We start from the raw sequence: 19,952 nt of genomic DNA, 5'->3' as shown, positions 1-19,952 counted from the left end.
CTTGGTTTCCTGTGTCCGAGCTTAGCACCAACTCGAAGTTGTAGGAAGTTTTACTCGCGAGCGCCGCCACTTGACTATTCCGTGTCCAGATGTGGTGCAGTCCATGTTGAGGAGCTAAATGACCTCTAGTCTGACAAATCTCATGCACTTGTGACACCGGCGAAAACAATCGTTAGTGCCCGACTAGATTCCTTGCGCGCGAACCGTGGCGCAGACGTCGCGAGTTTTTGTCCTATACGCGTCGCGCTGGTCCGTACACACGGCAGCGAAAGTGTGTTCTCAGATCAGGCGAGGTGGACGTCAAGGAATGACCGGAATGGCGAATTGCTCCGCACTGTAGCCCCAAGCGTGCCGCACGTACGAACTGTGTCTGTCGTCAGAGTTTTTGGAACCAATGGGGGCTTAACCTAAGAGAGAGTTTGGCTCATCTGTTCGGTTTGATTATGCGGTGCGCTGGCGTGATGCAAACGTCGCATTTCGAGCGTCTTTTGTTTGATCCTTTTTCGTTGTTCCCGAATGGCTTTGTCACGACCGAAATAGACATCGGCTGGTGTGACGTTGTGCAGGCTCTCGTGATAGCGTTGGTGTCTGCAATTCAGCCCAAAGCTGTTTGCTTGGGCGATTTTGGCTTCTCGCGGGCACCTGGGATGTGCATGACGAACAGTGCTGCTAACATCACAACGTTAGTTGGATCTTTGGTTGTTGAAAGGCTGAGGTTCAGCACCTTATAGTTGTTGCAAGTATTTTTGTTTAAAGTAGTTCGAAGGAATATCTCTCCCGTGGCAAACTATCGTTTACCAGTCAATAGCCCCGGCCATCCACATACAGACTTGAAGGACAACGTTGCTGAATTCGCCCCAGGCCCGGAGCTACCACTGGTTCATGTTACTGCAATGGGCTTTGGGCGAAACATCATACTTTCAGGTCAGCTGAAGGCTTCACACTGCCAAGTCTTCAAACGCGATCTTCTCTACTTCTTCCTCGGCCGACCAGCGTATCGTTTAAGAAATGAAGAAGCTTCTTCCCGTCAGCTGTCGCGCTATCCGTGTGTTTTTGTTGTTGATCCATCACGCGTAGATCCCACTCAAGTGTACCCTTTCGATACCGGTGCGGCTTTTGCCGGGCACTACGAAAACGCAGACCCGTTTCTGGGAATCAACGACTACGTTCTGGAAGGAACAATCGAAGGCGCACGGAAGCAAATGGCTTTTGCGTTTGAGAGTGTCGAAGACTATTTCGATGGGCGTTTAAAACCGGGACTGACAGACAACATCCCTGAATTTCATCAAGCAACGCGCAGCTACGAAATGATCGCAAACCAAGCGAACAGAGGTGTGAATGATCCTAACAGCTATGATGATAGAGCGTCTGCGATTGAAGTCGCTACGGATAGACATCTTAATCTGAAGGGAGCGGTTGAACTGGCGATCCTGCCGAAACAGTTCTTAGAGGGTTCAGAAGGGAGTAAGAATGCAGAGTTTATCTCCGAGCTGGAAAAACTTGAAATCGAAGTAGAGGTTTATGATTGGCAAAGTACTAGAAGCCCGGCGGACTTTCGTGCTGAGCTGAATCAAAAAGTGCAAGCTCATGTTCAGCGTCGTGCCTTTAGTCAGGAATAGCGAAAATGGTGAAACATTCTGAGACCTTTCGCCTAATAGGCTTCGAGGCACCTGCTGACCTAGAAACGGGAATTTGCACGGCGCTCTATGCAGCACACCCACTAAGCAACCAAGTTTTTTTAGCATCACCTGAAATCGAAGGCGATCGAACGAGTTCGATTGCTTTTTTTGAAGAGGTGGTGCCGGAACAAGACATCCACTATTTAATGAGCGAAGAGTGTAGGGAAGTTTCAATCGGAGAACCTTGGAGGGATGCATTTTTAATAAGAGGAAAGTTCTGTTTTGGAACAACTAATGAACTTTTGGCAGCGATCGATAGTGAAGGTGGCCTAGGTTCTGGCTTTCCTTTGACTGCTCTGGATCTCTTATCGAGCCAAGCAGGAGGTAAAAGAAAGGAAGCTCTCAGTACTGCTTATGAGTTTTTAAACGAGAAAATAGGACACAAAACCGCAAAGAGGTGGCTGGTTGAAACCTACTTGAGAGGTCAGATTCTAGTTAATTTGCGCCAAGACTTAAGTGTAGTAAACGCATCGCTCTCAACATTGGAGGCGCTAAGACAACTTCATTTAACTCTTGATACCGAGAGCAACCTAATCGCAATAAATCTACTGCACCTCCCGGATGGAATGGCATCCGAGGAGCTCGCTGTAATTAAAGCACTGACAACTAATCGGGCGGTGACGGAGCTGTTGAACGAGTTACCGTTGGGCCGAAATAAACCTAGCCTGGTCGTAAACTTTGGCAAACCTACAGTGCCAAAGCACTACGTTCCCAAACCAGTGTTGATTGTTCCCTATGGCCCGGAAGCGGAAAAGCTCGCGCAACACTTTCAAAAAACACGCCAAGATCAAGGTTTCGTAGTGGACCGCAGTTGGCCTGGGCAGATGTTTGACGTTTGGCGGGATGATGCGGTCGATCACCTTAGCACCAAAGAACTCAAAGGCTATAGCATAGTTGTAGCTGTTGTTAGCGAGAGAAGTGAGGAACTAAGGATAAACCCTAGCCTTGCTGCCTTGGAAGAAATGCTGCAACACAATGATGCTCCGGAATTGATTGTGGCCCCAATCTTGCCTCCAAGTCGACCATCCCGCCATCTATCTCTTGATCGCCAAGCTTCTCTCTTTGATGGTTCTTTGGGCCAAACTTTATTGGACACCTCTTTTGTGCGATCTCCGGGCTGGGTTGGCGATCATACAAAGTCCCTAACCCGAAGACTCTCGGATCACATCGAAAAAGCTTGCCTACTATTGTTGTCGGAGCCCGAAGTTTTAGATCGCGTGTCTAACCGAAAGAACCGACAGACAGATGGTATTCTTTGTGTCTATCCAAGCAAGCTAAGCAAGCATGTAAAGTCTGAATTTGATTATCTATCCGAAGCCGTCGCATTTTCGACCCTTTCCGAGAAGCGCATAGCTAGAGCATTTCTAGAACATAGACACTCACTCAGTTCCAAACTTGCGAGGGAAAGTGGGAATTATGATGTCGCTTTACGTCCAATGAAACCAAGCAACTTTGAGGCTCTAGCCGAGCAGTCGTGGACAATGGCATCAAAGCATTTTGCTCCAGGCTTCGAAGTCAATTCAATTGAAAACGAAACAAATTTTCCTAGAAGTAAGCAATACATCCCATACAGTAAGGCGGATCTTCTACTGTTTAGTGAGCCGAGAAAGCGGCGTTTTATTATTACTGCGGAAACTCCAAACCTAGAGCTTATCCGTTATGCAGAGGAAACCGGTCGGCAAGCTATGCGCTACACTGATAAGCATAGCTTAAGAAGATTTAGCGATACCAGTAGAGAGCAGTTGTGGGACTTCGAAATACCAGAAGACTTCCAATGTTCCCAACGCTTTCCAGTTGTAGACCATCCTCCTGTTTTTCGTAGAGCGAGTAACTGGGATGCACAATTTCTACTTGCGGAAGCATGGAGGAGCTGGCTTGATCGCTATCCGGATCACCCTATGAGAAGAGTTGGAAAGTTCGTCTTACCTACCGGTACTAGAAACGCTAATAACGTACCAACTCTAGTTGCGATTTCGGAAAGAGAACTAGAGCGTGTTGCACGGACTGATGATCGAGGCCTAGAAGAATTGTCAACGCTCTTTGTGCCTCAACGGAGCCATGGCTCTACTGATGTAATAATTGAACCCGTCCTACAAAACGATCTTAATGCTGACATCTCGCGCTGGGTCTTTCGTGACGGAAGATTTCCGATCGTGCCGCGCAAACTTCCTGAGTGGCTCACCGTGCCAAAAGGTTGGATCGCCTTTGATGGCGACACATTCTCCGCGGCGATCGTCGCCTCCGGGATTCTGGAAACTTGGATGAAGAGTCACTCGTCAAGAGGTTCAGGTTGGGGAAGGCGACCTGTTGCTCAAAGTATTCTTGATGCGTTCCCTTGGCCTGATGGGTTTCGAATAGAGGGCTTGCCAGCATCGATCTATTGCGTAGATCCCTCTCCAAGCTTCGCAAAAGCCGCCCAAGACTTACCTTTTGAAGAGCTAACTGGCGATTTTCAACACCCTTCTCAATCTGAGCTGGAACTAGAAATTGATTTCCCCACTAGACGCTTGCTTTTAAACGAAACTCTAAAGCTATATGGCGCGCAAGGCGTACGAACGGAAGGCCAAGCTCTGGAATTTCTGATGAATATGGCAGAACGCTTTAGGGCTGATTTTTCCACTAATCCGTTCGGTCGTTTCGCAGATAAGTCTTAGACTATGCAACTATTCCATAGGGCTTATTTACCTAGTGATTTTCCGGAATTCAGGCGACTAAGAGTGTTATTGGGATCTCAAGTGGACAAGTCACCTTAGGTAAATGGATTTGAAATCTTTGACTAACTTACTTCGCTTCAATGGCTCGATTGGTTCAAATACAAGAGCTTTTTCTCGTGATGATAGGTAATGTCAATTGGAGCGCCACAACACTGTCACGTGTGAAAACCAACAACAGTTTGCAATTTCACCAGCCTAAATTGCAGTTCTAACCACCAAAACCTTGCCACCGCTCCTATTGAGCGGTGGCTCTTTCATTTTTTATGCGCGGCGCCGAGATCAGAGGATTCAAATTACGCCATCTCAGCCATTCGAAGCCCGCAAAAACCTCTTGAATCTGAATTGGTTCCTCAGAGTTTATCAAACACCGATCCCAAGCGAGGAGCAAACAGGCGTTCGTAGGTCTTCAACAAGTAGGCGTCGGTCATGCCCGCGACGAAATCGCATATTACCCTCAAACCGTCGCTTTCCGCTTCATACCTTTGGAAAGTATCTGTCGGTAACAACCGCTTGGGGTCTGATTGCAGGGCTTCAAAAACGGAAACGACCATACTTTGCCCCTTGAATTCCAGATGCTGGACGCTTGGGCTTTTGATAACCTCAGCAAAGACCAGCTTTTTCAAAGACTTCAAAAACTGAGCTTGGGGTGAGGCCAGTTTTGCACGGAACCTTAAAAGAGGTTCATCAAATTGGTTGTGTTCGTCATACTCAACAGCCGTGATGAAGTGATGAACCAAGCGGCTAATATAGCGTTTTCTGGTGTTGGTGTCTCCGAATAGGCCTTCTATTGAGCAGCCTCATCTGACTGGTCCAAGTTGATTGTTAGTGCATTATGGGCCTCTGATCCATCGGGATGATGGTTTCAGGTGCTGCGCGTGTTTCTCAAGAACGGGCCTGAACCATCAACTAAGGTGGAGAAAGAGGTTGCTGCTCGCGACATCGCCCCCAAGACCTTGGAACGTGCAAGGCGCGCTCTGGACGTCAAGTCTAAGAAGAAAGGGAAAGGCTGGTACCTGTCCTTGCCAGACGAAGAATGACCACAGGTAGGATTTGAAGTGCGCCAAGAACGCCAACATCGCCATCGATGATTTTGGCGCATTTCACCCCTCAAGTTCGCCACGATGACGCATGACGCCCTTGGCGATCTTGACGTTCGTGGAAACGGCTAGGAGCCGAAAATCTCGGAAGTATGCATGACCGCTTGTTTGCCCATAAGGCGTGCGCCGTTAAAAAACGCCTCCCCCCATCCCCCTGTGGTCACATGTTGCCTTCGTATCTTCAGGTTCGTGCAGTCATGTCCGAGACCGACACGCGGACTATTGATCAGGCTGTTGGAGGCGAGACGGACCCAAATATTTGAGTCTTTTCAATTGGTCCGCATTCATGGCGATCTACAAATACTGATTTGGGTGCCGTGTGGGTGGGTTCACTCGTCGGCTAGAGTGTCCATTGTACCGTTTTCGCATCGGTCCGTTCACATGGATGGGCCAAGCGGCGTTGGCACTTATTGACGTTAGATCACCATCAAGGTTTTGGGTGCCGCTTGGGTGAACGGATGTCGCCTTGTTGCGCGCTTGCGGCATCAGTTTTGCTCCCAACCTTTGCGATAGAAGTGGCGCATTACAATGGCGCGGTTGTACAGGGGAAAGCCGATCCACAGGCCGTTGGCCGTAATCAGCGACAAGATGGCCCACAACCACATCCCCTTGAACAAATAATACAGCGGCCCGAATAGCAGACACCACAATCGGTGCCAGTTTCCGAGTATGACTTTCTCCTGCCCATTGAATTTCCATGTTGCCCGAATGACCATTGTGGTCTCCTTTGCTGGTTGCGGTTGCAACAGCGCAATAAGATCGTGCAGTTGTGGGCGTCAGGGTAATTCCTAGATCAATGAGCGTCTGCGCAGCCCACAGGGGCCAGCACTGGCGTCAACGGCGCTTTCGTCGCAACACGTCGTTCGTGACGGCCACATGGCCTTCTGGCTCAATGTAACGCGGCCACGCGCGCTTAACGCCCTATGCTCTAGGGATTTGTTGTGGGTTTGTCCCTGACATGCTTGCAGCCATCGTCTTATCGATCTGCATCAGAAACCTAGGAGAGCAACATGTCCGACATCATCACGCTGAAATCCCTGTGCGAAGAACTCAAGATCGACCCATGCGAGGCCCGCGAACGCCTGCGCGCTGCCGTCGGCGACGCCAAGGCGAACCCGGAATTGGCGAAGGCACGCAAACCCCGCACCCCGTGGCAATGGGTGAAAGGTTCGAGCGCTGAGAAGGAAGCTAGGCGTGCCTTGTCCAATTAGGCAATTACATCAAGTGTAAGGTGTGAACGCTGTGTAGCTTTTTCCTTTTGCACATGCAGTCCTTGCTCCAATTCGGTGCAAAACGTAGACTCAACTTATGGATGAAAAGGTGCCGCAAATACGCCGTGGGAAATGGTCCCAATCTGGGGTGCCCCACAAGGGGTGGTTGTGCATTTCTACACGCGACCTTCGCGAAGAAGAAGAATACGTGACGTGTGAGATGTGTGAGGCACAGACCATTCGTTTTGTTCATACGATGAGGCACCCAGACTACCATAAAGAATTAGACTGTGGGTGCGACTGTGCCGGTTACATGGAAGGAAACAAGAAGCGGGCACAAGAGCGCGACTCCAGTATGAAAAGAAGGGCCGCACGGCGGCAGAAATTCCCAGATCGAAAGGGCTGGAAAGTTTCAGCCAAAGGCAATCCCCATATCAAAGTGGAAGGGTATCACTGCATTGTCTCAAATCGCAGGTCCGGTTTTACAGTCGGGATCACCGCTCCTTGGTCAGCCGACCTGACTTGGGGCAAGAAAACATACAAGACGCTACGAGAAGCCAAAGAAGGCTGTTTTGATGCTATTGAGTACATGAAACAGTCCAGTCGATAACGGCAGCGCAGCATTACTCGTCCACAAGTGCGCGAGCCTTCTTCGGGCGAACGAGCACAACAAAACTTCGGGCGCGTGAAATACCTACGCGAAGCAGTCTCCTAGAAGCCGCATAAGCTGGTGCTTCATGTGCCATAAAGAAGGGACTAGAATGCAACCCTTCGACTAGCACGACACCATCAAATTCTTTTCCTTTCGACTTGTGAATGGTCATGAGCGTGACGCCTTCTGGATCACGATCCATTCCCATCAAGCGCTCTTGATCCAACACAACTTTCAAAACACGTGCAGAGCCAACATAGTTTGCTTGAGACACCCAAAGATTTGACAACGAAGAAGATAGCGCGTCGGATGCGCGATACAATCGAACCATTCTAGCATCTTGGAAAATGCCCCTTAGGTCAGCGTGTGAGCTAAACGCCGCCCGAACGAGTTTCCAATCTGCCACCGGGTCACCAATCAGGGTAGCTGCATCAAACAGCGCTTGCTCAAGAGTTTTCGGTGAGCCAGCGCGCAGAGCTTTTCCTTCATCCAAGCAAGCTATCGCACGCTCAAAACGACTGACACGATCACCTGCTGTTGAAGCGCCCCGCCCTCCATAGCGTTCGCAAAAGTCTTTCTTAACGAGGAAGTAGGCCTTAATTTTGAAGTGCATCATGCGACGAGTCGCTTGGTTCGGCTCCGATTTGAATTCAAGCGCCGATGCAATTGCCTCTCCCGCTGTCGCAGATAGGACCTGATCCCACACGATATCATGTGGAATAGGTTTCCATTCTCGACCCTTGAAATTGTGGGAAACTTGGAGTGAGTCAGAAATTTCCGCTATTAATTCGTTGCCACGGGCGAGAACCGCTACAGTCGGTTGTTCTTTGCCTCGCTTTCGAAGTTCTCCCAACGTCGCAGCAACTGCGAAGTGGACCGATGATCTGAAATTTTCGCCAGCATAAGAATATAAGAGGCTTTTAACGTCGCTTGTTTTTGGAAGCGGACCGTTCCCGGACAAGACTGCATTGGCATATGCAAGGATCTCGCTGTCTGCGCTACGATAATTATCATCGATTAAATCGACCTCCTTAATTGCGACATCGGACTTGAGAATGTCGAGGCGATCAGCCCTTACGCCGGGTCGGAAAGAACCTTCAAAAATGCGTTGTTCAGTGTCAGCCAAGAAAAGGGTCTGCGTAACATCGCAAAGCTGGCGCACAAATCCCCACTGTTCGTCGTCTGAATCTTGAAACTCGTCTAGAATAACGAGGGGAAAGAGGCACCCCATCCAGTCGCGAAGATGATTACTACGCTCAAACAGGTCCTTCACGGCCGAAGCAAACAAATCAAAACACACACGGCCGTCTTGTTCGAGGAGGCGATGACTTTCATCGGTCCAGTTCCCATCGAATTGCGTACGTAATGCCCCTTCGTCTGAAGGAGACATCATCAGCAATCGCTTGCCTCCTAGCAATCCGCCGTGACTGTGAAGAACATCCCAACAAAATGAGTGATACGTTCGGACGTCGATGCACTTCATTTCTTCTTTTGAAAGAATTTCCCTACAGCGCCGCAGAATCTGTTGGACAGCCGCCCTTGAGAAGCTGAGAAACATGATACCTTGTCCAGGCGTTAGTTCTGGGATCAATGCCTTGCATTTCAAAAGGGCGAGTGTCGTTTTGCCGGACCCCGGCCCACCGACCACCAAGGCGTGTTCCCTAGCATCAATAACGGATTGGCGTTTTTCGCAAATCTCGAACGCCATAGCTATAGAATATCGTCTAGGTCGATGTCAGCCAATGGGTCGTCATCTCCTTCGCCATCGCCTTCCTCTATGTCGTCACTCTCTGGTTCAGTATCCAGACTGGGCAGGGCCATTGTTGCCCCGACCTGATCCAAAAACTCCTTTATCGTAACTGGCAATTCGTCGAGCGCTTGGCATTGCTCAATCGCCAGCGCGGCAAACCCAGACCCCTTTTTGTGAAACAAAACCTTCCTAGCAAGTTCTGAGACCTCCGATTCACTAGGTTCATTGCTGAGGTAGCCCTTGTCGGTTGGATACTCAGCATGAGAAGCCGCTGCTTCAAGGAACCTTTTCAAAACATGGTTCGGCAGTTCAGCAACCAACAATTCTTCCGAACCGGAATAGTCGCTCTCAAAATTTATTTGATATGTTCCCAAGGCCTCTTGCTGACTTTCAGTCCATGCCTTCTTCGGTTTGTCATGAAATGCGAAGGTCACTTTGTTCAGCGTCTCAAAAAACGGACCCCACTTAGGGACACTTGATTGGCTAGTAGCATCAAAAACGCTCACACCTATTAAATCTAAGGGAACGTACTTTCCCGTCGTATCCACAGCCTCGTACACGTAGCTGGCCGCGAGCAACATCTTCGCTTCGGTATCCCCCTCTGCGACCACTACCCCTCGCGCCAAGACAGCTTCTGCTAGCTGCCTGCGGTTCATTCTCAGCGCGCTAGCCTTCACTTTGTCGACGTCTATGCGGTCGGATGAAAGTTCACCATCTTTCCGAGTGATTGATGTCACTGCCTTTAAATCAAACTCTTCAATCACGTATGGCGAGTGGGAAGTTATGATGGCCTGTCCCATGTTACGGAGAAGGTATTTGGCAATTCTGCGTTGAGCGTGAGGGGGAAGAGCGATCTCTGGTTCTTCCATGGCAAAAATGATCGCGTTGCTACCGCGTAGATCAGCAATGTGAGTCAGAAGCGCAAAAACGAGCGCATTCACTGAACCTGTTCCGAGTCTGTCAAACGGAACTGGATGATTGCTTTCGGAGGATTTCAGAAAGAGTTGGACAACCTCGCGCAGATTATCCCGTGTAAGATCAGAAGCAAAGAAACCGGTGGCATCATCGTCGTGTGACAACCCGACGAAACGACCCATCCTATCCCGAACCTGATCCTGAATGCTCTCCAATTGAGGGATGTCACCGATTGCTGGGTCTAGCGAGCTTAATTGCTTTAAGGTGCTTTCCCACATGGACTCTTTCCCTGTGTCACCTAAGCGAAGAATTGTATCCAGTAGAGAGCCACGCTGAAGGCTAAGTGCACGCCGCCCAGTACGAAGAGTTCGCAGATATATGAAACCACACCGCAGTTTCCACTCCCGATTGAAGAATGTCAGTCCAGTTTGGGGTTTGTCGAAATTCTCGTCGTCCTCAGCAACTTCCTCGACAGGGTGAGAAAAGTAGGTAGCCCCAACGAAATCATCTTCCTGTCTGTCGTAATAACCCACGAACTTTAGAGGAAGTGCGCGACAGACATCATCAACGTCAGTGTCCTCTGGGACCGCGCCGTCAATGTCTAGAAAGCCACCCTTAGTGTCGCTCCAAGGTCGTGTCTTGGAAAATAGCTTCTTTTCCATTTCGTCTGGCAAATTCAGCAACACAACATCAATCAAGATTGGTTGTGGATTTCCTTCATCATCCAAATATCGCCCAGCATGAAAGTCATGCTCGTTTACAATCGGCCTGCGGTATCCACGCTCAGGGCCAAGGACGAGTTCTAACGCCTCACATATCGTAGACTTACCCGCATTATTGCCGCCGACTAAAAGCGTATCTCCGTGAAATTCGACCGTTCCCTTCTTAACCCCGCGAAAGTTGGTAATTTCCAACCGTCGAACAACAAGTGGCTTGATCGGTTCTTCTTGCTCGGGGGGGGGCAGCATCCGTCATTAAAATATTCCCAAAATACAATTGCCTGAACAATTGCAGCGTAGGCCACGCCATCGCTGCAACGCAAGGTTGAATGAGGTGCGTGCTGTACAGTGTCCACTAGGTTGGCGACCTAATCGCTAGCAAACTAGCAATCATGTCCTTAAGCCAATGCTAAACACAGCCTAACTGGCATTGGACACCCATACGGAACCCAATCAACAGACGTGCTTTGTCCGCAGAACGCTGAAAGCAAAAAGTATTAAATATTTCCAGTAAGTTAAATGGTGCCCGGGGGCGGAATCGAACCACCGACACGAGGATTTTCAATCCACTGCTCTACCCCTGAGCTACCCGGGCACGGGTGAACGTTTTATCGTTCGGGTGGGCGCGTTTTAGTCGTGGGGGTCAGCGGTGTCCAGAGGGAAAAGGATGTTTTTTGAAGGTTTTTCAGTGCGGCTTGGACATTTCTGAATTCGAAGCCATTGTCAGGGCTTCGGCAGCCTCTTCCAGGTCTTCGGGGTCGTCCGATGGCACTGCGTATGAGCCATTAAGCCAGCGGCCTAAATCCACATCAGCGCAACGTTTTGAACAGAAGGGGCGGTATTTGATGTCTGTTTCCTTCTCGCAGATTGGGCAGGCCATCAGCGGTCCTCTAGACAGCGGGAAAGCGGCAGACGCTCGCGTTTGCGTTGCAGTTCGAACAGGCCCAGCTGCGTCCAACCGACCATAGCTGTCTCGATGCCCTCGGCTTTTAGCGCTGCGCGCAGAACTTGCTCTAGCTGCCGGCGGTCCTTTTTGGGGCAGGGGGCGAAATCCACGACGATCTGGCCGCCCAGGCCCCGACATCTCAGCGCGGCGGGCAAGGCGCGGGCCGCAGCAATGTTTGCCTTCAGACCTGCCGCCGGGCTGGTATCGCCACCTGTGTTGACGTCTATGGCGATCAATGCACGGGTGGGTTCGACATGCATCGACGCACCGCCAGAGAGTCGCATATACGCACCACGAGCCGCGTCGATCATCTCGTGTACATTATGACGGTCGAACGCGTTTTCGCGGTCATCCAAAAGGTCGGGGTCATCCCAGTCGCGCCAAGCCAGTTCATGCGGGTCGGGGCCGTCGACCAGAAGTTCGGTATCGCCATCCTGATCGGCCAGAACCGCGCGGCTGAGGTCGATCATTGCTGCGATATCATCTGCAATATCATCCTCCGCGCCAGTCGCCGCCACAGACCGAATGATCAATCCTTCATCAGCATCGCCCATAACCTCATGTGCGATCTCAAGAAGGCGCACGCGCACCTCGTCATCGCGAATGGCGCGGCTGACATTGATGCCGGGCGCACCAGGTGTGACGATGGCGTAACGGCTCTTGAACAGGACTTTCTGTGTCACTGGGACCGCTTTCCCATCCGCGCCAAAACCCGTAACCTGAACCAGCAACCGCTCGCCCGGTTTCAGGCCCTTGCCTTGACGCAGAAAGCCTGATTGCCCGTTTGGAAGGCGCAGCATCATGCCGCCTTGACCCTTCAGGGGCCGATCACAGATTGCGCGAAAAATGGCGCCCGGCAGGGTCACGCCCTCGGGCGGTTCGATCAGAAGATCTGTCAGCTGCCCGTCGGTGATCTGCGCGGCAGCCTTCCGACCGTTATAGGTATCAAGCGCGATGGTGCTGCCTTTCATGGCTGCTCTCCATATAAAGGGAAACCGGCCGCTTGAAGAAGCCCAGCCGTCTCGGCGATGGGCAGACCGACGACGCCGGTATAGCTGCCCTGAATCCACGGAATGAATGCGCCTGCAGGACCTTGGATGGCATAACCACCTGCTTTCCCCTGCCAGTCTCCGGTGGCCAGATAGCCGTTCAGCTCTTCATTCGACAGGCGTTTCATTTTGACATTGGTCACCACATCGCGTGCCCACGCACCCGCGGCATTGCGCACCACGACCGAGGTGATGACCCGGTGACGTCGACCAGAAAGCGACATCAGAAACTCAGCCGCCTCGGCCGTATCTTTGGGTTTGCCCATGATGCGGCGTCCCAACGCGACGGTGGTGTCGGCGCACAGCACGACCTCATCCGTGGCCACGTGCATCGCGGCAGCCTTCGATGCGGCAATCCGGCGGCAATAGTTCAGCGGCAATTCGCCCTTTTTGGGCGTTTCATCTACATCCGGTGGGCGGATGTCATCAGCAACAAGGCCGAGCTGCCCTAGCAACTCGGCCCGTCTTGGGCTGCCAGAGCCCAGAATCAGCTTAGGACGCGTCATGCGCGACGGCGCTTACTTAAAGCGATAGTTGATCCGACCTTTGGTCAGATCATAAGGGGTCATTTCGACCTGTACCTTGTCGCCGGCCAGAACGCGGATGCGGTTTTTGCGCATCTTTCCTGCCGTATGAGCGATGATCTTATGGCCGTTTTCCAGCTCGACCAGAAATGTCGCATTCGGCAGGAGTTCCTTGACGACACCGGGAAATTCGAGCAGTTCTTCCTTGGCCATGTTCACTCCTGTGTTTTTACCCACCCATCGTGGGCGCGCTATAAATGGGGGGAAACGTCCCGGTTTTCAAGGGGATTCGGGGGACATAGCAGCGTTCGGACATAAAATGTGTAAATCAACCGGCGCCGGCTTCAGCGCGGGCCTTGATTACGTGCAGAACCGAACGCTGGAAATCGCCTAAAAAGAGCTGTCCCCATGGTTTGAGCGCCCAATTTACAGGTGTGGACAGGCGATAGCGGCTTTCAAGCACCAGCCGGGTCGTACCGTCCGGTCCCGATGACAACTCATACCATCCGTCCAGAAGTTTCAAGGTGTTGCTATCCGGATCAACGTGCAAATCGAATCCACGTAGGCTGTCTTTGTCGTGAAAGACAAAGCGCCATGCAAGACGTTGGTTTGGATAGTGTTCGGTGATCTCTTCTTTGAACCGGACCCCTTTGGTCCAACGCAACTGCCGCATTGTCCCTTTGACCCGTGCGTCAAACGCCATTGGTGCGCGCATGAGATTGTGAGAGATGGTCCAGAGCCGTTCCTTATCTGAGATTCGCGGAATTTCCACGGTGTGTCGCCAAATGGTTTCTGCTGGTGCCGCGATTAACACTTCTTCGCGCACACTGACGATCTCGGCTGGTAACGAGATAAGCGGTGTTGCGAAGAGAGGTGCGAGCGGCACTAGAATCGTAAGCGAATAAAGGGTTGATACACGAAATCGACGATGCAGCGCGGCCTGCGCAACACGGGTTAGCAAAACAGCAGCAGGCGTAAGAACTGCAAAAAATGGTACTGCCATTGCAATGCAGATCAGCGTTTCTACTTGAACCAGCAACAGGGCCAATGCGACCGCGAGCATGACATACAGCAAGGGGATCAGCACGTCTCGGACCCGTCTAGTGCGATGCGGATCTAAAAGCAGCTGGCCCAGTATGCCAATGGAAAAGGGGATCGAGAGTGTCACGTAGATGCCAACTTGATCGCCCAAAAGTTGGGGATAGCCGAAAAAACCCACACCATAGACAAGGCAGCAGTACCCGATGATCAACAAATAGTTGAGCGCAATGCGACGATGCGACTGGGCACGTGCTTGTGGCGGATCTTGGTCCATGGTGGGCCTTTAGAGGTCTTGAGACGGGGGGCCAAATCTGTCGATGATCCGGTCACGGATTTGATCGCGGGTTTGTCGATAGGACGCAAGTTTTTCGTCGCGCCGTGTCCCCAATCCGGTTGGGTCCAGAATGGGCCAGTATTCCACATCCAGATGGAACACCCGCGTTAGTTCCAATGCGCGGCGTTGGCTTGCCGGGGACAGGGCGATCACCAGATCGAAGCTGGACAGGTCGTCCCCCCATTCTTCCATCTGGTCGAAGCTGCGTACGCGATGGCCGGACAGTTCGACCCCCAATTCGTCGCAGACTGCGATAGAGAACCCGTCGATCTCAAGCTCGCTGTGGACACCGGCAGACTGGACATAGATCTCGTGCCCATAGAACGCCTTCATCATCCCTTCGGCCATCGGTGAGCGCACAGAATTGTGGTCACAGCAGAACAGCACGGATTGAGGACGATCTGCGACCAAGCTTACCCCCAGTGCAGCACGCAAATAAGGGTGAAAAGGCGGCGCGCGGTGTCGATATCGATGTCGGCTTTGCCTTCAAGGCGTTCTTGCAAGACGCGTGCGCCTTCGTTGTGAATGCCGCGTCGGGCCATATCGATGGCTTCAATCTGGCTGGGCGGCAGTTTTTTCACTGCATCGAAATAGCTTTCGCAAATCGCAAAATAGTCTTTCACCACCTGACGAAATGGCCCAAGCGACAGGTGAAACTCACCCGCGGGATCCCCAGCTTCGGTGTTGGCCTCGACCACCAACCGTTTTTCGCGGATGGCGAGCCCAAGATGATACGGCCCGTCCGGTGCTGGCTGATCGCCGCGCGGTGCCAGATCAAAGCTGTTGTCTTCCAGCAGATCAAAAATCGCGACCTTGCGCTCTTGCTCGATCTCGGGCGTGGGGGCGGCAAGGCCGGTGTCATCAATCTCGATATGGGTGATGCGGTTCGTGGTCATTGGCACTATCTGAGGGTCAATCGTTAAGGGCGTCAAGCCTTGCGCGCACGGACAGGCCGTGAGCTTCAAGGCTTTCGGAAATGGCAAGGGTTTCGGCGGCGGGTCCGATGGCGGCCAGCGCGCCGGGCGTCATGCGGGCAAGCGTGGTGCGTTTCAGGAAATCCATCACCGACAAGCCCGAGCTAAAGCGCGCCGATCGTGCAGTTGGCAGCACGTGATTGGGACCGCCGACATAATCGCCGATGGCTTCGGGCGTGAACTGGCCAAGGAAGATGGCGCCGGCATGCACGCATTTGTTCGACAGGGCTTCGGGATCTGCGACGCACAGCTCTAGGTGTTCGGGTGCGATGCGGTTGGACAAGCGTGCCGCTTCGTCCAGATCACGCACGGTGATCACAGCACCAAAGTCGCGCCAGCTGGCACCTGCGATATCGCGCCGCTCCAGCGTTTCCAGGCGCGCGGCAACAGCATCGGCAACCTTCTGGCCGAAGGCTTCGTCGGTTGTGATCAAGATGGACTGCGCACTTTCGTCATGCTCGGCTTGGCTCATCAGATCCAAGGCCAGCCAATCGGGGTCATTTTCCGCGTCTGCGATGACCAGAATTTCCGACGGGCCCGCGATCATGTCGATCCCGACCTTGCCGAAGACACGGCGCTTGGCGGCGGCCACAAATGCGTTGCCCGGACCAGTGATCTTGTCCACGGGTGCAATTGTGTCCGTGCCATAGGCAAGGGCGGCGACAGCTTGTGCGCCACCGATGCGATAGACCTCGTCCACGCCAGCAATCTTTGCGGCCAACAATACCAGAGGGTTCGTGACCCCGTCTGGCGTGGGCACGGTGATTGCGAGGCGCTCGACACCCGCGACTTTGGCTGGGATGGCATTCATCAGAACGGATGACGGATAACTGGCCAACCCGCCGGGAACATAAAGCCCCGCAGCGGACACAGCCGACCATCGCCAGCCCAGATCAGCACCGCTTTCATCTGTCCAGCGCTGATCTTCTGGCATCTGACGACTGTGATATGCGCGAATGCGGTCCGCGGCCAGTTCCAGCGCGGCGCGGTCTTTATTCGAAACCTTCGCACATTCCGCTTCGATCTCTGCTTCGGAAAAGCGCAGTGTTTCTGGCGTCAGGTCCAGCCGGTCGAATTTCGAGGTCAGCTCGATCACGGCAGCATCCCCGCGCGTGCGCACGTCGGCAATAATGCCAGCCACAGTGGCATCCACATCCGGGCTGTCTTCGCGTTTCATCGACAAAAGCGCGGTGAAACGCGCCTCGAAATCGCTGTCGGTGCTGTTCAGAAATTGGGGCATGGCGCTCTCCTTTGAGCGGGTCTTAGCGGCGACGTAACTGGGCTTCAAGCGCCATGGGGTCGCGGATTATTCGGACAGGTCATGCTCCGGCGTATGTTTCGAGGGCGCAATATAGGGGCGCGTGACGTCCTGAAGGGTCACGTCCAGCGTTTCGACCTCGAGCGCAATGGCACCATCACCAGCCAGAATCAGCTCCAACCGGCCCATACCATCGTCACCGGGCACAAAGGAGAGGGACAAAAGCGATAGGATCATGTCCCTATCGCCCTTTTTGACGCCCTGACTTTGTACTTTTAGAACATCAGACACAGACAATACGGTTTGTACACGCTCGACCGGACGGTTGCGTGCTTCAGCGGCCTTTTTGTCTTCCCAGCGGAAGCGATTGAGCAGCAAATCAAAGCGCCGACGGGCGTGCGACCACGCGATCTCGGACGCGGGAAAAACTGCGTCCTGAACTAGTGCAGAAACAATCTCGAGATCCGCAGCATCCAGCGCCACCAGTTTCAGGGCGCTCTCGCCAGCATCTTCGAACCGTGCATCTTGCATGTCGGTTACTCCCTCACACGCTCGACTTTGGCCCCGACCGAGGTCAGTTTGCGCACAACTTTTTCATACCCGCGATCAAGGTGATAGACCCGGCTGACGATGGTTTCTCCCTCGGCCGCCAATCCAGCCAAAATTAGCGAGACTGACGCACGCAGATCGGTCGCCATCACGGGCGCGCCTTTCAGCTTCTCAACACCATGTACAGTGGCGGTGCCGCCATGCACTTCGATATTTGCCCCCATGCGGGTCAGTTCTGGGGCGTGCATAAAGCGGTTCTCGAAGATGGTTTCGTGCAGGGTCGAAGTGCCCTCGGCCGTGCACAGCATCGCCATCATCTGGGCCTGCAAATCCGTCGGGAAACCGGGGAAGGGTTCGGTTGTGACGTCCACCGCCGATACCCGCCCATTGCGGCGCGCAACCTTCAGGCCTTTCGCGGTCTCTTCGACGTGGATGCCAGCCGCATCCAGTTTCTGGCAGAAGCTTTCGACCAGCGAGATCTTCCCACCCAGACATTCCACTTCGCCACCTGCGATGGCCGGGGCCAGCATATAGGTGCCAAGTTCAATCCGGTCGGTGACAACAGGGTGGGTCGCGCCGTGCAGGCGATCCACGCCCTGAATGACGATCTCGGATGTGCCGTCGCCTTCGATCTGGGCGCCCATTTTGCGCAGGCAGTCTGCCAGATCGACGATCTCTGGTTCGCGGGCCGCGTTGCGAATAACAGTGGTGCCTTTGGCCAGTGTCGAAGCCATCAGGATATTCTCAGTCGCGCCGACGGATGCGAAAGCTAGCTCGATTTCAGCACCTTTAAGTCCGCGCGGGGCCTTGGCGTGCAGATAGCCGTCTTTCAATTCGATCTCGGCGCCCAGCTTTTCTAGGCCGAAGATATGCAGATCCATCGGGCGCGCACCAATGGCGCAGCCGCCGGGCAGGGACACGACCGCATGTCCCAAACGTGCCAACATCGGCCCCAATACCAAGTTGGATGCCCGCATCTTACGCACGATATCATAGTCGGCGATGTGGTTATCCAGATTGTGGCTGGACAGGGTCAGAACTTGACCTTCCTGCATCGATGCGGCTTCAGCGCCAAGGCTTTCCAGCAGCTGTGTCATCGTTTTGATGTCCGACAGGCGCGGTGCGTTGGTCAGGGTCAGAGGTTCTTCCGACAGAATCGTTGCAGGCATCAGGGTCAGGCAGGCGTTCTTAGCCCCCGCAATCGGAATTTCGCCGCTAAGTTCGCGGCCGCCAGTTACTACAATTGAATCCATATGCCTGCCTTACCTATTATCCTGTTTGTTTTCAGTCGCTTCGTCCTCTGACGCAGCCCGTGCTTTGGCCTGCGCCTTGCGCCGACCCATATTTGCTTTCAGCGCAGCCTTCAGACGCGCTTCGCGTTCCGCCCCATTTTTCGTGGGCTTTTGAGGTGTGCTTTTCCGCTCCATAAGCCCTTCTGTAACGTGGAATGAAAAAAGGGTCCAGAATACCCTTGCACCTGTCAGCGAATACGTTTAGTCAGCCGCTCACGATAGGATGCTGTGGTAGCTCAGTGGTAGAGCGCACCCTTGGTAAGGGTGAGGTCGGGAGTTCAATCCTCCCTCACAGCACCATTAAATTTTGCACTCCTGAAAGCATACCTAAAGCCTTGAAAGGCAACGCTATTTGGGGTGTTCTAGGTCCGTCAATTCGATGGTACGAAAATCCGCCAGAAAATCCCAATCTCAGGACGATTCTGCGCAGGCTTGCATCGCCGCTTTCCCATATTTTCCAAGGGCTTGATAGGAACCTGAGGGAGAGTTCTAGATAATCCTCATACCTCTTGGGTTTTGAAGCCTTTTCTGCAAGGTTTTCAGTCATGAGCACCTTCGATTTCTCCAGTTCAGTGATCTTGTTTTCATAGGCTCCGATGACGGCATCGTTGCTGGCTTGCATAATACGCGAGAGCAATGCTTCGATCTGCGACTCGGCATCCGCGATTTGGCGCTTGGTTAAACGCGCAGTATCTTTGGCTTGAGCCAATCGCGCATCCCATGCACGTCTGAACATGGTTTTAGCCCGCACCAAGTATTTGGACTTGGTTCCAGCGTTTTGACGACATCAGCAAACGCGCCTTCAATTTTGTCGCGTGGGATCGACTTCCCATAGCTATCGCAGCCTTTGGATTGGCACAGATAATACGGATAGTATTTGGTCTTCCCCTTTGACCATGAAGACCGCAGATTGCTTCCGCAGTCTCCGCAGGTGGCAAAACCGCGAAGTGGGAAGTCTTTACGGATCAAGAACGCTATTTTGTCTCAGAATCCACAGTGTATCGCGTCCTGAAGGATGCCAATGAGTTCCAGCACAAGACGACGGCCATCAACCAGCTCTGGCAGACAGACTTCACCTACATCAAGGTATTGGGCTGGGGCTGGTTCTATCTCAGCACGGTCCTCAACGATTACAGCCGCTACATCGTCTCCTAGAAGCTATGCGCCAATATGCGGGCTCAAGACGTGACGGACACGCTGGACTTCGCGCTGCAGGCACCCGGCTGCGATCAGGTTCATGTCGTTCAT

21 protein-coding genes, 2 tRNA genes and 2 pseudogenes are annotated in these 19,952 nt (G+C 52.8%); 6 read left to right on the top strand and 19 right to left on the bottom strand.

All coding sequences use genetic code 11. The annotated features are described in order from the left end of the window. Positions 1 to 407: 407 nt before the first annotated feature. Together FIL88_RS14115 and FIL88_RS17065 are read right to left on the bottom strand one after the other, a co-directional pair. Positions 408 to 620, bottom strand: a pseudogene (locus tag FIL88_RS14115) (hypothetical protein); the annotation flags it as partial. Further along, entirely contained in the window at positions 596 to 724 is a 129-nt protein-coding gene (locus FIL88_RS17065; protein ID WP_281281313.1) for a hypothetical protein, read from the bottom strand. The gene FIL88_RS17065 and the pseudogene FIL88_RS14115, both read right to left, overlap by 25 nt. 55 nt (positions 725 to 779) lie before the next feature. Between FIL88_RS17065 and FIL88_RS14110 the strand changes: the two genes are divergently transcribed. Together FIL88_RS14110 and FIL88_RS14105 are read left to right on the top strand one after the other, a co-directional pair. Next, positions 780 to 1,619 (top strand): hypothetical protein, encoded by an 840-nt coding sequence (locus FIL88_RS14110; RefSeq protein WP_142854525.1) that lies wholly within the window; start codon positions 780 to 782, stop codon positions 1,617 to 1,619. Positions 1,620 to 1,624: 5 nt separating this feature from the next. Next, the gene (locus tag FIL88_RS14105; protein WP_142854524.1) at positions 1,625 to 4,333 is read left to right on the top strand and encodes a hypothetical protein; all 2,709 of its coding nucleotides are present in this window, start codon (positions 1,625 to 1,627) and stop codon (positions 4,331 to 4,333) included. A gap of 410 nt (positions 4,334 to 4,743) precedes the next feature. On the opposite strand, the gene FIL88_RS14100 is transcribed toward FIL88_RS14105, so the two are convergent. Both FIL88_RS14100 and FIL88_RS14095 read right to left on the bottom strand, forming a co-directional pair. Next, a complete protein-coding gene (locus FIL88_RS14100) occupies positions 4,744 to 5,130 on the bottom strand; it encodes a hypothetical protein (RefSeq protein WP_246066732.1) in 387 nt (128 codons plus the stop codon). An 845-nt stretch (positions 5,131 to 5,975) separates the two neighbouring features. Then, positions 5,976 to 6,206 carry a hypothetical protein gene (locus FIL88_RS14095; RefSeq protein WP_142854522.1) on the bottom strand — a complete coding sequence of 77 codons (231 nt, stop codon included), beginning with the start codon at positions 6,204 to 6,206 and terminating at the stop codon, positions 5,976 to 5,978. A 294-nt stretch (positions 6,207 to 6,500) separates the two neighbouring features. Here FIL88_RS14095 and FIL88_RS14090 point away from each other — a divergent pair, with 294 nt between their 5' ends. Together FIL88_RS14090 and FIL88_RS16850 are read left to right on the top strand one after the other, a co-directional pair. Continuing rightward, on the top strand, positions 6,501 to 6,701 hold the full coding sequence (locus FIL88_RS14090) for a hypothetical protein (RefSeq protein ID WP_142854521.1): 201 nt from the start codon (positions 6,501 to 6,503) through the stop codon (positions 6,699 to 6,701). 313 nt (positions 6,702 to 7,014) lie between these two features. After that, a complete protein-coding gene (locus FIL88_RS16850) occupies positions 7,015 to 7,311 on the top strand; it encodes a hypothetical protein (RefSeq protein ID WP_221931161.1) in 297 nt (98 codons plus the stop codon). Between the two features lie 13 nt (positions 7,312 to 7,324). Here the strand turns inward: FIL88_RS16850 and FIL88_RS14085 are convergent, their stop codons facing one another. From FIL88_RS14085 to murA, 13 genes are all read right to left on the bottom strand, one after another. Next, positions 7,325 to 9,061 carry a UvrD-helicase domain-containing protein gene (locus tag FIL88_RS14085; protein ID WP_142854520.1) on the bottom strand — a complete coding sequence of 579 codons (1,737 nt, stop codon included), beginning with the start codon at positions 9,059 to 9,061 and terminating at the stop codon, positions 7,325 to 7,327. A 2-nt stretch (positions 9,062 to 9,063) separates the two neighbouring features. Continuing rightward, entirely contained in the window at positions 9,064 to 10,932 is a 1,869-nt protein-coding gene (locus tag FIL88_RS14080; protein WP_221931160.1) for an ATP-dependent nuclease, read from the bottom strand. A gap of 325 nt (positions 10,933 to 11,257) precedes the next feature. After that, positions 11,258 to 11,332 (bottom strand) — tRNA-Phe (locus FIL88_RS14075). 90 nt (positions 11,333 to 11,422) lie between these two features. Further along, on the bottom strand, positions 11,423 to 11,617 hold the full coding sequence (locus FIL88_RS14070) for a DNA gyrase inhibitor YacG (protein WP_142854518.1): 195 nt from the start codon (positions 11,615 to 11,617) through the stop codon (positions 11,423 to 11,425). After that, positions 11,617 to 12,654 (bottom strand): ribonuclease E/G, encoded by a 1,038-nt coding sequence (locus tag FIL88_RS14065; RefSeq protein ID WP_142854517.1) that lies wholly within the window; start codon positions 12,652 to 12,654, stop codon positions 11,617 to 11,619. Before FIL88_RS14065 ends, FIL88_RS14070 begins: the two co-directional genes overlap by 1 nt. Then, positions 12,651 to 13,238: a Maf family protein gene (locus FIL88_RS14060; protein WP_142854516.1), complete on the bottom strand. Its 588-nt coding sequence runs from the start codon at positions 13,236 to 13,238 to the stop codon at positions 12,651 to 12,653. Before FIL88_RS14060 ends, FIL88_RS14065 begins: the two co-directional genes overlap by 4 nt. Positions 13,239 to 13,250: 12 nt before the next feature. Beyond that, complete coding sequence (gene infA, locus FIL88_RS14055; RefSeq protein WP_108856989.1) at positions 13,251 to 13,469, bottom strand: translation initiation factor IF-1; 219 nt, start codon at positions 13,467 to 13,469, stop codon at positions 13,251 to 13,253. 115 nt (positions 13,470 to 13,584) lie between these two features. Beyond that, complete coding sequence (locus FIL88_RS14050) at positions 13,585 to 14,571, bottom strand: SRPBCC family protein (RefSeq protein WP_142854515.1); 987 nt, start codon at positions 14,569 to 14,571, stop codon at positions 13,585 to 13,587. Positions 14,572 to 14,580: 9 nt separating this feature from the next. Next, positions 14,581 to 14,979 carry an arsenate-mycothiol transferase ArsC gene (locus tag FIL88_RS14045; protein WP_246066731.1) on the bottom strand — a complete coding sequence of 133 codons (399 nt, stop codon included), beginning with the start codon at positions 14,977 to 14,979 and terminating at the stop codon, positions 14,581 to 14,583. A 65-nt stretch (positions 14,980 to 15,044) separates the two neighbouring features. Next, on the bottom strand, positions 15,045 to 15,527 hold the full coding sequence (locus FIL88_RS14040) for a UPF0262 family protein (RefSeq protein ID WP_142854513.1): 483 nt from the start codon (positions 15,525 to 15,527) through the stop codon (positions 15,045 to 15,047). Between the two features lie 16 nt (positions 15,528 to 15,543). Beyond that, positions 15,544 to 16,845: a histidinol dehydrogenase gene (hisD, locus tag FIL88_RS14035; RefSeq protein ID WP_142854512.1), complete on the bottom strand. Its 1,302-nt coding sequence runs from the start codon at positions 16,843 to 16,845 to the stop codon at positions 15,544 to 15,546. Between the two features lie 66 nt (positions 16,846 to 16,911). Then, positions 16,912 to 17,394 (bottom strand): DUF2948 family protein, encoded by a 483-nt coding sequence (locus tag FIL88_RS14030; protein WP_142854511.1) that lies wholly within the window; start codon positions 17,392 to 17,394, stop codon positions 16,912 to 16,914. Between the two features lie 5 nt (positions 17,395 to 17,399). Then, the gene (gene murA, locus FIL88_RS14025) at positions 17,400 to 18,665 is read right to left on the bottom strand and encodes a UDP-N-acetylglucosamine 1-carboxyvinyltransferase (RefSeq protein ID WP_142854510.1); all 1,266 of its coding nucleotides are present in this window, start codon (positions 18,663 to 18,665) and stop codon (positions 17,400 to 17,402) included. 264 nt (positions 18,666 to 18,929) lie between these two features. On the opposite strand from murA, the gene FIL88_RS14020 reads away from it, so the two are divergent. Next, positions 18,930 to 19,004: transfer RNA gene (locus FIL88_RS14020), tRNA-Thr, on the top strand. On the opposite strand, the gene FIL88_RS14015 is transcribed toward FIL88_RS14020, so the two are convergent. Together FIL88_RS14015 and FIL88_RS14010 are read right to left on the bottom strand one after the other, a co-directional pair. Next, a complete protein-coding gene (locus FIL88_RS14015) occupies positions 18,994 to 19,440 on the bottom strand; it encodes a hypothetical protein (RefSeq protein WP_185960969.1) in 447 nt (148 codons plus the stop codon). The two genes, FIL88_RS14020 and FIL88_RS14015, sit on opposite strands and share 11 nt — an antisense overlap. Beyond that, the gene (locus tag FIL88_RS14010; protein WP_185960961.1) at positions 19,383 to 19,673 is read right to left on the bottom strand and encodes a recombinase zinc ribbon domain-containing protein; all 291 of its coding nucleotides are present in this window, start codon (positions 19,671 to 19,673) and stop codon (positions 19,383 to 19,385) included. Before FIL88_RS14010 ends, FIL88_RS14015 begins: the two co-directional genes overlap by 58 nt. On the opposite strand from FIL88_RS14010, the pseudogene FIL88_RS14005 reads away from it, so the two are divergent. Further along, a pseudogene (locus FIL88_RS14005) lies at positions 19,662 to 19,952 on the top strand (DDE-type integrase/transposase/recombinase); the annotation flags it as partial. The gene FIL88_RS14010 and the pseudogene FIL88_RS14005 sit on opposite strands and share 12 nt — an antisense overlap.

This window comes from Aliiroseovarius halocynthiae, assembly GCF_007004645.1.
Taxonomy (GTDB): Bacteria; Pseudomonadota; Alphaproteobacteria; order Rhodobacterales; family Rhodobacteraceae; genus Aliiroseovarius; species Aliiroseovarius halocynthiae.
The sequence above is the reverse complement of the archived record's forward strand: the minus strand, read 5'-3'. Positions and strand labels throughout refer to the sequence as shown.

What these genes read in the sequence shown, in the direction of transcription:
- FIL88_RS14050 (WP_142854515.1), bottom strand. Translation starts at nt 14,571, where the DNA reads ATGGACCAAGATCCGCCACAAGCACGTGCCCAGTCGCATCGTCGCATT.
- FIL88_RS14040 (WP_142854513.1), bottom strand. Translation starts at nt 15,527, where the DNA reads ATGACCACGAACCGCATCACCCATATCGAGATTGATGACACCGGCCTT.
- FIL88_RS14090 (WP_142854521.1), top strand. Translation starts at nt 6,501, where the DNA reads ATGTCCGACATCATCACGCTGAAATCCCTGTGCGAAGAACTCAAGATC.
- FIL88_RS14105 (WP_142854524.1), top strand. Translation starts at nt 1,625, where the DNA reads ATGGTGAAACATTCTGAGACCTTTCGCCTAATAGGCTTCGAGGCACCT.
- FIL88_RS14030 (WP_142854511.1), bottom strand. Translation starts at nt 17,394, where the DNA reads ATGCAAGATGCACGGTTCGAAGATGCTGGCGAGAGCGCCCTGAAACTG.
- FIL88_RS14095 (WP_142854522.1), bottom strand. Translation starts at nt 6,206, where the DNA reads ATGGTCATTCGGGCAACATGGAAATTCAATGGGCAGGAGAAAGTCATA.
- FIL88_RS14060 (WP_142854516.1), bottom strand. Translation starts at nt 13,238, where the DNA reads ATGACGCGTCCTAAGCTGATTCTGGGCTCTGGCAGCCCAAGACGGGCC.
- murA (WP_142854510.1), bottom strand. Translation starts at nt 18,665, where the DNA reads ATGGATTCAATTGTAGTAACTGGCGGCCGCGAACTTAGCGGCGAAATT.
- infA (WP_108856989.1), bottom strand. Translation starts at nt 13,469, where the DNA reads ATGGCCAAGGAAGAACTGCTCGAATTTCCCGGTGTCGTCAAGGAACTC.
- FIL88_RS14085 (WP_142854520.1), bottom strand. Translation starts at nt 9,061, where the DNA reads ATGGCGTTCGAGATTTGCGAAAAACGCCAATCCGTTATTGATGCTAGG.
- FIL88_RS14015 (WP_185960969.1), bottom strand. Translation starts at nt 19,440, where the DNA reads ATGTTCAGACGTGCATGGGATGCGCGATTGGCTCAAGCCAAAGATACT.
- hisD (WP_142854512.1), bottom strand. Translation starts at nt 16,845, where the DNA reads ATGCCCCAATTTCTGAACAGCACCGACAGCGATTTCGAGGCGCGTTTC.
- FIL88_RS16850 (WP_221931161.1), top strand. Translation starts at nt 7,015, where the DNA reads ATGGAAGGAAACAAGAAGCGGGCACAAGAGCGCGACTCCAGTATGAAA.
- FIL88_RS14045 (WP_246066731.1), bottom strand. Translation starts at nt 14,979, where the DNA reads ATGGCCGAAGGGATGATGAAGGCGTTCTATGGGCACGAGATCTATGTC.
- FIL88_RS14070 (WP_142854518.1), bottom strand. Translation starts at nt 11,617, where the DNA reads ATGGCCTGCCCAATCTGCGAGAAGGAAACAGACATCAAATACCGCCCC.
- FIL88_RS14065 (WP_142854517.1), bottom strand. Translation starts at nt 12,654, where the DNA reads ATGAAAGGCAGCACCATCGCGCTTGATACCTATAACGGTCGGAAGGCT.